This is a genomic window from Thiothrix caldifontis (assembly GCF_900107695.1).
GTDB classification, from domain to species: domain Bacteria; phylum Pseudomonadota; class Gammaproteobacteria; order Thiotrichales; family Thiotrichaceae; genus Thiothrix; species Thiothrix caldifontis.
In genome coordinates this window covers 118,504-130,549 of record NZ_FNQP01000005.1, presented here as the reverse complement: position 1 = coordinate 130,549, position 12,046 = coordinate 118,504, and the positions used below count along the sequence as shown (strand labels likewise).

General features: G+C 48.2%; 13 protein-coding genes. All 13 read left to right on the top strand.

All coding sequences use genetic code 11. The annotated features are described in order from the left end of the window. Positions 1 to 2 precede the first annotated feature (2 nt). The 13 genes from BLV87_RS05665 (at position 3) to BLV87_RS05605 (ending at position 12,034) form a co-directional block, all read left to right on the top strand. Positions 3 to 656 (top strand): response regulator, encoded by a 654-nt coding sequence (locus BLV87_RS05665; protein ID WP_093066290.1) that lies wholly within the window; start codon positions 3 to 5, stop codon positions 654 to 656. A gap of 19 nt (positions 657 to 675) precedes the next feature. Then, positions 676 to 1,635 carry a sensor histidine kinase gene (locus BLV87_RS05660; protein ID WP_093066288.1) on the top strand — a complete coding sequence of 320 codons (960 nt, stop codon included), beginning with the start codon at positions 676 to 678 and terminating at the stop codon, positions 1,633 to 1,635. Between the two features lie 129 nt (positions 1,636 to 1,764). Continuing rightward, positions 1,765 to 2,151: a hypothetical protein gene (locus BLV87_RS05655; protein ID WP_093066286.1), complete on the top strand. Its 387-nt coding sequence runs from the start codon at positions 1,765 to 1,767 to the stop codon at positions 2,149 to 2,151. Between the two features lie 11 nt (positions 2,152 to 2,162). Next, positions 2,163 to 2,987: a hypothetical protein gene (locus BLV87_RS05650; RefSeq protein WP_093066284.1), complete on the top strand. Its 825-nt coding sequence runs from the start codon at positions 2,163 to 2,165 to the stop codon at positions 2,985 to 2,987. 64 nt (positions 2,988 to 3,051) lie between these two features. After that, positions 3,052 to 3,636 (top strand): hypothetical protein, encoded by a 585-nt coding sequence (locus tag BLV87_RS05645; protein ID WP_093066282.1) that lies wholly within the window; start codon positions 3,052 to 3,054, stop codon positions 3,634 to 3,636. Further along, on the top strand, positions 3,637 to 3,915 hold the full coding sequence (locus tag BLV87_RS05640; protein ID WP_093066280.1) for an SH3 domain-containing protein: 279 nt from the start codon (positions 3,637 to 3,639) through the stop codon (positions 3,913 to 3,915). It begins immediately after the preceding gene. A gap of 26 nt (positions 3,916 to 3,941) precedes the next feature. After that, complete coding sequence (locus BLV87_RS05635) at positions 3,942 to 4,361, top strand: hypothetical protein (RefSeq protein WP_093066278.1); 420 nt, start codon at positions 3,942 to 3,944, stop codon at positions 4,359 to 4,361. Between the two features lie 40 nt (positions 4,362 to 4,401). Beyond that, positions 4,402 to 5,496, top strand: coding sequence for a M48 family metalloprotease (locus BLV87_RS05630; RefSeq protein ID WP_093066276.1), 1,095 nt, complete (start codon positions 4,402 to 4,404; stop codon positions 5,494 to 5,496). Positions 5,497 to 5,500: 4 nt separating this feature from the next. Continuing rightward, positions 5,501 to 6,562, top strand: coding sequence for an amidohydrolase family protein (locus BLV87_RS05625; RefSeq protein WP_175517850.1), 1,062 nt, complete (start codon positions 5,501 to 5,503; stop codon positions 6,560 to 6,562). Between the two features lie 69 nt (positions 6,563 to 6,631). Then, complete coding sequence (locus BLV87_RS05620) at positions 6,632 to 7,453, top strand: DNA/RNA non-specific endonuclease (RefSeq protein ID WP_093066272.1); 822 nt, start codon at positions 6,632 to 6,634, stop codon at positions 7,451 to 7,453. A gap of 10 nt (positions 7,454 to 7,463) precedes the next feature. Continuing rightward, positions 7,464 to 7,715 (top strand): hypothetical protein, encoded by a 252-nt coding sequence (locus BLV87_RS05615; protein WP_093066270.1) that lies wholly within the window; start codon positions 7,464 to 7,466, stop codon positions 7,713 to 7,715. Positions 7,716 to 7,788: 73 nt separating this feature from the next. Next, the gene (polA, locus tag BLV87_RS05610; RefSeq protein WP_093066268.1) at positions 7,789 to 10,551 is read left to right on the top strand and encodes a DNA polymerase I; all 2,763 of its coding nucleotides are present in this window, start codon (positions 7,789 to 7,791) and stop codon (positions 10,549 to 10,551) included. 79 nt (positions 10,552 to 10,630) lie between these two features. Further along, positions 10,631 to 12,034 (top strand): OmpP1/FadL family transporter, encoded by a 1,404-nt coding sequence (locus BLV87_RS05605; protein WP_245706928.1) that lies wholly within the window; start codon positions 10,631 to 10,633, stop codon positions 12,032 to 12,034. Positions 12,035 to 12,046: the final 12 nt, after the last annotated feature.

The window sequence follows — 12,046 nt, the reverse complement described above, 5'->3', positions numbered from 1 at the left end:
TCATGCGTATTTTGATTGTGGATGATCACCCGTTATTTCGTGAAGCGTTAGGCAGTTTGCTCGAGCGCTTTTACCCCAGTGCTGCGGTATTTGAAGTCGGCTCGGTGGAAGAGGCCGAAGGTGTAGTGCGTCAATATGCACCGTTTGATTTGATTATGTTGGATGTTTTGTTACCGGGGCAAAGCGGTGTGGCGGGCTTGGAAACGTTACACGCCAACGTTACGACGGATACGCCGATTGTGATTATGTCAGGCTCGGACAATTCAGAGATGATGAATCAAGCACTTGCCAAGGGTGCGCGGGGTTATATTGCCAAGTCAGCGGGCGTGGGCGATGTCAAAAATGCGTTGCATTTAATTTTGGCGGGGGAAATTTATATTTCACCGTCGATGTTAGCCGAGGTGCGCCAACGTGCGGAAACGAAAGACCCACCTCCCCCGAATTTGCTACCTCCTGTCGATAATAGTGGTTTGACGCCGCGTCAGCGCGATGTCATCCGTTTGATGGCGCGAGGTTTACCCAATAAATCCATCGCCAGAGAGCTGAATTGTTCGGATGGCACAGTGAAACTGCATGTGAGTGCGATTTTGCGCACCCTCCATGCGCGTAATCGGACGGAAGCGGTGCAGGCCGCGACACGGTTGGGCGTGTTGTAACTTGACCCAGTGAGGATTCATGCAGGCACAACCACCGATTCAGGATGAGGCGTGGGACGCTTATTTACGGCGGCATTATTACCGTTTACTGGTGCAAGTAATTTTGCCGCTGATCCTGACGACGGTAGTGTTTGTGCTGGGTGGGGTTTTTTGTAGCGCTATTCCTTGGTGGTATTGGTTGCTGGGCTATGTGGGGCTGGCGGCATTATTTTTCAGATTCGGGCACGCTTTACACGCTGAATTGCAGGAATTGTTTGCGGCGCAATTGCACTGCACCGTGATTGAACGCGAAGCGCATTGTTTGCAGCGTGATGCTGCCGTTGGGCATTCTGTCCGCGTTGTTACCCATGAAATTAATAACCTGATCGGCATCGCCAAGATGTCGGTGGATAACCTGCGCTATTCCCCGGTGGCTATGCCTAAAGACATAGACCGCTTGGAAAAAGCCTTGGGCTATATGACTCAAGTAACCCATTTGATATTGGATGGGATAGGCAATAAGCACACGACCACCCGCACGCTTTCGCTGGCAGAACTGCAAGAGGATGTGCGTTTATTAATAGGGCATGGGCAATCCCACCCGCAAGTGGCGTTGTCGGTGGTGTTCCCCGCAGATGCGGCACAGTACCGTTTTGAGGAACGCACCGGGGCGACTTATCTGATTATTCATAACTTAGTGAAGAATGCGTTGGAGGCGGTGGAGGCGCGGTTCGGGGAACAGTTGGGGGGTGAGATTAGGGTTACGGCTGAAGTTTTGGATAATCAGATAGTTATTGCGGTGGAAGATAATGGCGTGGGGATGATGGCGGAGCAAATTGAGGCGCTGATGCGAGGGAATGGGCAGAGTTTTAAGGTGAATGGGCATGGGTTGGGGCTGGGGTTTGTGCACAGGGAATGTGAAAAAAGTGGTTTCACGTGTGGATTTGTCAAAATGCCGGTTCAAGGCATGAAATTTCACGTAGGTATTGCATTACGCTGATACATTTATTAAAAATACTATAAATTTCGTCTATGATTTGTTGTCTATAGCTAATAAAAATAATTTTGGTATAACTGTAGGCAAGATTAAACCCCCAGTGAATTGCCACTCTGGCAATAGGAGGCTGTGATGCCAAGCCCTACACCCGTCAATGCATGGCGTGAGAATCAAGCGTGTGTTGCCACCTATACGGTGTTAGAAAGCGATAAGTTTTTGGATCAATTTGAGCAGTTAGATGTGCCTTTTGATAAAGCAGCAACATTAGCGATGAAAGAGCTGCGTTATTTTCCCAGCACCACCAACAACTCCAGTTTATTAGCCGTTTTGTCCTTGGAAATTGCTAGAAAGTTTGTAAAACACTTAATCAGTATTTTTACGGTGAGGCGACAGCATTCTGCGGGTTCATCTGCTGAGGTGATTCAGGCCATTGCACAGGTATTCGCGAATGGCGATAAAACGCTTGTGGATCTAGCGGCTGTGGTTGATGAACAAATTAAATTTCCAGACGAGCACTGAGGTGTATCGCAATGAATACTAAATTAGGCGTGTTATTTGCTTTATTATCTGGCGGTGTTCTGATGAATGTCCAAGCAAATGCTGCTGATCTGTCACCTAAAGTAGCAAATCTCAACCCAGTTGTTATGGATACAGGTAATGCGGGTGAAACAGTTTTAGGTCTGGAGTATCAATTTAAGGGTAATTTGTTATCTAAGGCATTGTCTGACAATGAAGGCTTTGATTTATTAGCGGCAGATGGATCAATACGGAATGTGGTATTAAGTTATGATATGCGCGGTACTTTAGCCACAGATAAAGAAAAAAATCCCAAGGATTTTCAAACTTTCGGTTTAGATGCGCAACTACTCCACAGTACGGATAAGGGTACGCTAAAAAGTGGGGCTTTTGTAAAGTATGAAATGGATCAGGGGTTTGATAGTAAACAATGGCGTTATGGTTTAGGGGCTACCTATGGTAAAAGCAGTTTATTGGCATCGCATGATTTTTTGGGTGTCGATGTCAATTATGGAACCATTGCGGTTGATAGCGATGTTGAACGTGAAGCCTTGTTGGGTGAAGCAACGTTAGCGGATTATGATAGGGTGGATGCCGAAGTGCTTTACCTATACCCATTAAAGAATCCACTGATTGACACGGTTGAATTTAATTATCGGATTTTTTATGAGTTAGATGCGCCGGATATTATTAAAGCTAATCGATTAGATCAATATGAGCTGACAACCTTACATCTGGGGTTGAAAAACAAACTGTACCTTGCTTACAGTGAAGGCAAATTGCCTTTTGATAGACAAGCGGGGCAGTTATTTCAGTTAGGTATTTCACATAACTTTTAAATGGTTAATGATTTAAAGCGTTTTGTGTTAATGCAATGTTTAATTAATTCATGAGGGTGAGGCTATGAAAATTCAAAAAGAAACCTTTTTTGCACAGATTGGTAGTGCATTATTTAAAAATCGTCTTAGTGATACGCAACGGCAAGGGCTAAACACTTTGTTGGGTTATTGGGAGCAACATTTTTCTAAGCAAGATTTGCGTTGGTTAGCTTATGTGTTAGGTACTGTACACCATGAAGTCAGAAAATCAATGCAGCCTATTCATGAGGATGGTGCTGACCAATACTTTTTTGATAAGTATGATATTCAAGGGCATAACCCGGAAACAGCGAAAGAGTTAGGCAATATTTATCCTGGAGACGGCGTTAAGTTTCATGGGCGCGGATTTGTGCAACTAACCGGCAGGAGTAATTATGCGTATTGGGCAAAGCGTTTAAACCTTGATTTGTTGAATGACCCTGACAACGCCTTACAGCCAGAGGTAGCAAGCACTATCCTGTTTCACGGCATGATTGAAGGGCGCTTTACCGGTAAAGCGCTGAGTGATTATATCAATGAGACAGAGGAGGATTGGATCAATGCCCGTCGCATTGTGAATCGCCTTGATAAAGCTGAGGAGATTAAAACTTATGCGCAGCAGTATTGGTAAGTGCTTAAACAGGCACGGATTACGCAGTCACCGGTAGCAATGCAAGTTGGCAAAGACTACCGCGTAACAACCCAACGTACTGCCTTGAATTTGCGTAAATCACCGGATACGCACCATGAACCTATTGGCAAATTAGCCAGAGGCATGATTGTTAGGGTGATGGCTAAGGTCGATAATTCGTCATGGGTGTTGGTCGATACTAACCACGATGGCAAAGCCGAGGGTTATTGTGATGGAACGTTTCTTGTACCCGTCAAAGAATTGGCTGACGTCCAATAGTAAACAATATCAGGAGTGATCGTGCTATGTACAAATGCAAATATTTTAAAATTCATGAGTTGGTTCCTCCCGCCGTGTTAAAAGAAAAAGGTGAGGCGGCTTGGGAATTATTGGATGAACGTTTATTGGAAACATTGGATCAGTTACGTGAACACTATGGGCCAATAACCGTTAATAATTACCATTGGGGCGGGCAGCGAAAATGGAGCGGTTTACGTACTAAAGAAAGCCCAGATTATAAACTGTATAGCCAACACACATTTGGGCGTGCGGCAGATTGTTTATTTAAACACACGACCGCTGAAGAGGTTCGCAAAGATATTTTGGCAAAGTGTAGTGACTCGGATTTTAAATGGATCAATGCGATCGAAATGGAGGTTAGTTGGTTGCACGTTGATGTGAGAAATTGTGAGCGTATTAAAAAGGTATTGCCCGCAAAACGTTAATAAATCATTAAGGCGATTAAACATAAACAGGGGGTAAGTGATGTCAACACGTAGCGCAAAAGCAGAGAAGTTAATAGGCGTTAAACATCCGTCTAATAATCAGGTGGTTACTTTGCAAGCCGAATGCCATCAGGCAAATGTTTATTCGGGTGCTATGCAGCGCCTAACCTATGAGCATGACGATTGTCAAGGTATTTCGACACGCAAAGAAGACAGGGAATTTTGTTTTTTATTAAAAACATTAAAGGATAAAACAGTGATTCGTCAAAACAAAGAACGTTACATTGTGTATTTTGATGATAGCCTGAATTTGCGATGGGAGTTTCATGCGGATGTAAAAGACCGGGTAAATGCTTATGCTTGTATGATGGAAATTGAACATATTGCCGCCTTACCCATTGACTATTTGAGTAAAAAACATTTGATGGCATGGGGGAAAATGTTGGCTCATGCGATTTCCTTAGCGACAATGCATAAAGTCGAAGATGCTGCTAAAGTAGCCAAATCGGCAAAGCGCTTTATTAATGCGCGAGCCAGAGAGAAAGCAAGATTTTGGTGGGTACAAGCTAGTATAGCATGTTCATTTTTGTTGTTTGTGATTTATGCGATCACTCTATTTAATTTTCTAAAAGCAATAGATCTTGGTGGCATTAAATATGACGAGATTCTACATAATGAACTGTTTCTAATAGCAACAGCGATCATCTTTGGAGTAATCGGCTCGCAATTTTCTATTTTAGAGCGTTTAGGAAGCATAGAAGTTGACCCTTCAGCCGGTAGGGTAGTGTATTGGGTCGATGCAGTCGTGAGGATATTAACAGGTGCATTTGCAGCAGTGGTGAGTTATGCGGCGTTAAAATCGGATATTATTCTGGGTTTTTTAAATACTGAGTCAGTAACGTCTTTAAATAACAAATACTTTTGGATTGTGGCATTTATCTCGATGTTGAGTGGCTTTAGTGAGCGTTTCGTGCCAAGTCTGCTAAGAAAAGCTGAAGAGGAAAATGGTAATACGAAACCGGAGGGTGATAGCAAATCCAAAGAACAGCACAAGCCATCGTCTCAGGATGAGATGCCCTACTTAGAACAAAAGGATAAAACAATGGAAAGTACCTCTAGCGCGGATGAGGGGTGAATTTATGTCAAGCAGTAATCTAATCGAGCCGGTGATTTATAATTGCCACACGCATATTTTTACCCACAAGCACATACCCGATGGTTATTTCCCGTTGTTTATTGTGAAGTTGGCACGCAATAAGGTGATACGGGGGGTATTAAACACGGTCATGCAAAAAATTGTACCCTGGACATCAAACGACAGGTTTCAGCGTTGTGCTAACTTTGTCAGTTTTGCTTATAAAAAGGGTCAGGAAGACAACCTCAAAGTGTTAATGAATTATTACCCGAAAGGGACACGCTTTGTCGTGTTGCCGATGGACATGGCTTACATGGCAGCAGGCAAGGTCATGGAAGACATTGATAAGCAACATCAAGAGTTGGTGTGCTTAGCCAATCGTGAGGAATATAAAAATATTATTATTCCTTTTGCGCATATTGATCCGCGTCGCCCTGCTGCTTTGGAGCGTTTGGCTGTGTTGGTGGAGGAACAGCAGTTTCGTGGTGTTAAAATCTACCCCCCGTTGGGGTATTACCCTTGTGATCCTGTGTTGATGCATGACATCTATCCTTACATGGTTAAGCATAAGCTGCCGTTGATAGCGCATTGTTCGCCGGGGTCAGTGAATACCAAACACTTGCCGTTTGAAGAGGCGCAGGGCTTAGCAGACCCTAAACATTACGCTGCGGTTATGAAAAAGTTTCCTGATCTCAAAATATGCCTCTCGCATTTTGGCGGCATTTCAGAATGGCAGCGTTATTTGACCCGCGACCGGTCGATTGATAACCCGACTTGGCTGGAAAAAATCCTCGATATGATGCGCAGCGGCAATTACCCTAACTTGTACGCAGACGTTTCCTATACGGTGTTTAATTTCCAAGAAAACATTACCTTGTTGAAGGTGCTGCTGGAAGACGAGCGAGTGCGAACTCAAGTGTTGTTTGGTTCCGATTTTTACATGACCAGCAATGAACGTTACCCTGAACGGCGTTTGTCAATCGACCTGCGAGCTGCGTTGGGCGAAACCTTGTTTTGGCAAATTGCTAACCAGAACCCGAAAAAGTTTTTAGCGGAAGCTGCTTAACACCGGGGACACCTTGGTGAGTTGTCAGTTAGACTTACAATTTGTCGAAAATAACGCTAGGGCTTGCTGATGAATACGATGTCTAACCGTGTGTTAATCACACTATTTACCTTATTGAGCTTAACGGCTTGTGCATCCAATAATACCGCCTCATCGGGTTCTGGTGCGACGAACACCGGTGCTACGACGAACACCGCTGGCGTTATCAGTGCTTGCCCGCAGCATCACGCTAACGGCGATATGCCGCAATTGGTGAATTCTAAACTGGCGGCTAAAACGCAGGCGTTGTGCTTTACGGAATTTGCGGTGCTGCATTCGGGGGTGACACGCACCCCGTTATGGGCGAGTGAGCACATGACGTATGCCGAGCTGCTGATGGATATTGACCGGACTGACAATTTCTACGCTGAGCCGCGTCTAACGGTGGATGAGCGTGCTGAACTGGCTGATTACGCAGGCTCTGGTTTTGATCGTGGGCATTTGGTTCCAGCCGGTGATATGCCGACGGTAGAGGCGATGCGTGAAAGTTTTTCCCTCGCGAATATGACCCCGCAAAATCCATCGAATAACCGGGGGTTGTGGTCAAGCATTGAGTCACGCACCCGCGATTTAGCCAAGCAGCGCGGTGAGTTGTATGTGGTTTCTGGTGCCATTTTTGCGGGAGCCTCGTTGCAACGCATCAATAATCGGGTGTTAGTGCCAACCAGTTACTTCAAAGCGATTTACGACGCCAATACGGGGGAAAGTGGGGCGTATTGGGTTGCAAACGATGCTAACAGGAACTACAAAATGATGAGCATTGCTGAGTTGACGCAAACGGCAGGCATTGACCCTTTCCCTGGCATCGACGCTTTCAGCAAAGCTAACGTAATGCCTTTACCGCAACCTTGAGCATAGCCCGATGGATTTTTTCAAAAATGAAGCCGAAACCCGCTTATTGCAGGATTTAACCATTGAAAACCGTTTGGATCGCGTGTCCTTGCACGGTAGTTTGGATATTACGCACGATGCCGCCGGTTTAGCGTTTGCCCTCAAACTCAAAGACATGCTGGATGCTGTGGTGCAAATATTGAGCACTGAACAAGCCAGCGGTGTTTTGCCGGAAAAAATTAGCCTTAAAACGAGTGATGAAGTGGCTAATCCATTTGCGTAATATGCGCTGAGGGCATAGGGGCGGCGGCGAGAAACCGCTATACTCAAGGTTTTAACGCCGTAAGCCAGCCCTTATGACTACCCATAGCAGCAAGCCTCTTGTCCTCGTTGATGGTTCTTCCTATCTGTTTCGTGCGTTCCACGCCCTGCCGCCGTTGACCAATGCGCACGGCGAACCCACCGGAGCCATGCACGGTGTGCTCAATATGCTTGATAAGTTGCGCAAGGATTACGACCCGGAACACATGGCAGTGATTTTCGACGCACCCGGCAAAACGTTTCGCGATGACCTGTACCCGCAATACAAAGCTAACCGCCCACCGATGCCGGAGGATTTGCGCTGCCAAATCGAACCGTTGCTGGACATTATCCGTGCTCAAGGCTACCCGTTGCTGATTATTCCTGATGTGGAAGCTGATGATGTTATCGGTACATTAGCGAAGGAATACACGGGTAAGGTCATTATTTCCACTGGCGACAAGGACATGGCGCAACTGGTGGATGAACGTGTCCATCTCATCAACACCATGAGCGGGCATTATGCTGACCCTGCGGGGGTTGTTGAAAAGTTTGGGGTTGCACCGGAACGCATTCGTGACTACCTCGCCTTGATTGGTGACTCGGTGGATAACGTTCCCGGTGTTGCCAAAGTCGGCCCGAAAACGGCGGTGAAATGGCTGGAAGAATACGGTTCACTGGAAAACATCATCGCGCGTGCTAACGAATTCAAGGGCAAGATCGGCGAAAACCTGCGCGAAGCGTTGGCGCACCTGCCGCTGTCGTATGAGCTGGTGACGATCAAATGCGATGTAGAACTGGATTTGCAACCAGAAACGCTGGCGTTTAACCCGCAGGATGTGGATAGGTTGCGGGTGTTGTATGAGCGCTATGGGTTTCGGACGCGGTTGGCGGCACTGGGGAAAGAACCCCCCCATCCTAACCTTCCCCCGCAGGGGGGGAAGGAACAAGAGGGTACGACCGGTGACCTCTTCGCTCCCTGCCCCCCTTGCGGGGGAAGGGCTGGGGATGGGGGGTATTCTTCTATCCTTACCCAACCTGACCTCAACACTTGGCTAACCCGTCTGCAAGCCGCTGGCGAATTCGCTTTCGATACCGAAACCACTAGTCTCAACTATATGGAGGCGGAAATCGTGGGGGTATCGTTTGCCATCCAACCCGGCGAAGCGGCTTATTTGCCATTGGCACACGATTATCTCGGTGCACCAGCGCAACTCGACCGTGACGCCGTGTTTGCCCAACTCAAACCGCTGTTAGAAAATCCTAGCCTGCGCAAGATTGGGCAGAATCTCAAATACGACCGCAGCGTATTGCTCAACCATGGCATCGAATTGTGGGGTATCGCTCACGACACCATGCTCGAATCCTACGTGCTGGATTCCACCGCCAGCCGCCACGATTTCGATACCTTGTGTGAAAAGCACCTCAATCACACTACCATCCATTTTGAAGATATTGCGGGCAAGGGCAAAAACCAGATCACCTTCAATCAAGTCGCTTTGGAACAGGCCACACCTTATGCCGCCGAAGATGCGGATTATACGTTGCGGTTGCATCGGCATTTCTGGTCACAGTTGCAAGCACTCGATGGGCAACGCCAGTTGTATGAAGCAGTGGAAGTGCCGTTGGTGAGTGTACTTTCCCGTATCGAACGCAACGGTGTGAAAGTCGATGCCATGATGCTCGCCAAACAAAGCAAGGAGCTGGAAGCGCGGATGCATACGGTTATGCAACAGGCTTACACTGTTGCCGGGCAGGAATTCAACCTTGCCTCACCCAAGCAGATTCAGGAAATCTTTTTCGACAAACTGGGCTTGCCAGTGTTGCGCAAAACGCCGAAGGGGCAGCCGTCCACCGCCGAAGATGTGTTGGAAGAGTTGGCAGACATGGGGCATGAGTTGCCGTCGTTGATTCTGGAACACCGTGGTTTGGCAAAACTGAAGTCCACCTACACGGACAAATTACCGGAACAAATTAACCCACATACCGGGCGGGTGCATACGTCCTACCATCAGGCGGTGGCTTCGACCGGGCGTTTATCGTCGTCTGACCCGAATTTGCAGAATATTCCGATACGCAATGAGGAGGGGCGGCGGATTCGCCAAGCCTTTATCGCGGAAAGCGGTTGCAAGCTGTTGGCGGCGGATTATTCCCAGATTGAATTGCGTATCATGGCTCACTTATCCGGCGATAAAGGGCTGTTGGAGGCGTTTGCACAAGGTTTGGATGTGCATCGGGCAACGGCGGCGGAAGTGTTTGGTGTCGCATTGGCGGCGGTGACGACCGCACAACGGCGGGCGGCGAAGGCGATCAATTTTGGGTTGATTTACGGCATGTCGGCATTTGGGCTGGCGAAGCAGTTGGGGGTTGAGCGCCGTGATGCGCAGGATTATGTGAATCTGTATTTCGCCCGTTACCCTGGTGTGAAGCAGTACATGGATGACACCCGCGAACAAGCACGGGCGCAAGGCTATGTGGAAACCCTGTTTGGGCGGCGTTTATTTTTGCCGGACATCAAGTCCAAAAATGCGGCGACACGCCAGTACGCCGAACGCACAGCGATTAATGCACCCATGCAAGGGACGGCGGCTGACATTATTAAAAAGGCGATGATTGCGGTGGATAGCTGGCTACGGAGCAGTGGTTTGCACACCAAGATGATTATGCAAGTACACGACGAACTGGTGTTTGAAGTGCCGGAAGCCGAGTTGGCAACCGTGCGCTCACAGGTCACGGCACTCATGACGGCAGCGGCTCAGTTGGCTGTGCCGCTCTTGGTCGAGAGTGGCGTGGGCGATAATTGGGACGAGGCGCATTGAAAAGGTGTCATGACGTAAGAGAGGTGCGTCATGGCTGTATGGAAGCGTATGAATAATGTGAAATAGGAGGAGATTGATCATGGTTAACTTCATGGCGAAAAGTGTGTTAGCGACGGTGGTGAGTGCCGCGTTGAGTACCACGGTTCAAGCGGCTGGATTTGCGTTGGCCAACCAGTCAGGTTCGGGCGCAGGGAATGCGTATTCGGGTGGGGCAGCAGCGATTGATGATGCATCGGTCGTTTGGTTCAATCCCGCTGCGATGACAGCCTTGGGTGAGGGTACAAAAACCAGTGTCGCCGCACACGTGATTGCTCCCAAGGCGGATTTCACCGATAAGGCATCACGGGTTAACCCGGCACTGACTGGGGGCAATGTGGCACTGGCTGAAGCAACCTTAACCGGGCCGGATGCGAATGGCGGTCACGCCGCACCCGTGCCGAATGCTTACGTGGTACGCAGCTATGGCGACAAGTTGAGTGCCGGTATCGGTATCAATGCCCCCTTCGGCTTGGGTACTGAATACGAAGAGGATTGGATTGGGCGTTACAATGCGTTGAAATCTGCAATTAAAACCGTCAATGTCAACCCGGCACTGGCCTATCAGGTGAATGATAAGCTCAGTGTCGGCGCAGGGGTGAGTGCGCAATACATTCACGTTGAGTTACAAAGTGCGATTGATTCAGCCGCTGCTTGCCGTAGCATTGCCAGTGCCGCGAACAGTGGCGCATTATTGACGCAGTGTCTGGCGCGTTTGCCTGCCTTGTCGAATGCGGCAACCGATAGCAAGGTGACGATCAGTGGTGATGACATCTCTTTCGGGGTGAATGCGGGGGCGTTATACCAGGCAACGCCAAAGACACGGGTGGGGGTGAATTACCGTTCCGCGCTGGATCATGAGTTGGAAGGTGAAGTCGAGTATGACATTGATGCGAGTTTGCAACCCATTGTGACGGCAACCGGTATTACCCGTTTCAATACGGCTGATGCGACCGCAGAGGCTAATTTACCTGCGAGTTTTTCCGTGTCGGCGGCGCATAAAGTGAATGAGCGTTTAGACGTCATGGGCGATGTGACCCGTACCAACTGGAGCAGCTTTGAAAGCCTGACTGTTAAAAAAACGGCAGATGGTTCCTTAGTCACGGATGTGCCTCAGGCATGGGAGGATGTGAACCGCTACAGTGTCGGGGCGAATTACCAATATAACGATCGCCTGAAGTTGCGTGGCGGGGTGGCATTTGATGAAACCCCCGTGCCTAGCCCACAATTGCGTACTGCACGTACCCCGGATGCGGATCGGACGTGGGTATCCGCTGGTGCGAATTACAAGCTGAAAAAGAATTTGGATGTGGATGTCGGTTACACCCACATTTTCACGGATGAAACCCCGATTGATAATGTCAGTACGGATAATGGTTATGCCCTGCGTGGTGTGTACGATTCCAGTGTGGATATTGTCAGCGCTCAATTGAACTGGTCGTTTTAGAAGGAGTTTCCC

Bases quoted from the DNA above. Each gene is read 5' to 3' on its own strand.
- BLV87_RS05650 (WP_093066284.1), top strand. From the start codon at position 2,163: ATGAATACTAAATTAGGCGTGTTATTTGCTTTATTATCTGGCGGTGTT.
- BLV87_RS05620 (WP_093066272.1), top strand. From the start codon at position 6,632: ATGAATACGATGTCTAACCGTGTGTTAATCACACTATTTACCTTATTG.
- BLV87_RS05665 (WP_093066290.1), top strand. From the start codon at position 3: ATGCGTATTTTGATTGTGGATGATCACCCGTTATTTCGTGAAGCGTTA.
- BLV87_RS05605 (WP_245706928.1), top strand. From the start codon at position 10,631: ATGGTTAACTTCATGGCGAAAAGTGTGTTAGCGACGGTGGTGAGTGCC.
- polA (WP_093066268.1), top strand. From the start codon at position 7,789: ATGACTACCCATAGCAGCAAGCCTCTTGTCCTCGTTGATGGTTCTTCC.
- BLV87_RS05660 (WP_093066288.1), top strand. From the start codon at position 676: ATGCAGGCACAACCACCGATTCAGGATGAGGCGTGGGACGCTTATTTA.
- BLV87_RS05645 (WP_093066282.1), top strand. From the start codon at position 3,052: ATGAAAATTCAAAAAGAAACCTTTTTTGCACAGATTGGTAGTGCATTA.
- BLV87_RS05655 (WP_093066286.1), top strand. From the start codon at position 1,765: ATGCCAAGCCCTACACCCGTCAATGCATGGCGTGAGAATCAAGCGTGT.
- BLV87_RS05615 (WP_093066270.1), top strand. From the start codon at position 7,464: ATGGATTTTTTCAAAAATGAAGCCGAAACCCGCTTATTGCAGGATTTA.
- BLV87_RS05630 (WP_093066276.1), top strand. From the start codon at position 4,402: ATGTCAACACGTAGCGCAAAAGCAGAGAAGTTAATAGGCGTTAAACAT.
- BLV87_RS05635 (WP_093066278.1), top strand. From the start codon at position 3,942: ATGTACAAATGCAAATATTTTAAAATTCATGAGTTGGTTCCTCCCGCC.
- BLV87_RS05625 (WP_175517850.1), top strand. From the start codon at position 5,501: ATGTCAAGCAGTAATCTAATCGAGCCGGTGATTTATAATTGCCACACG.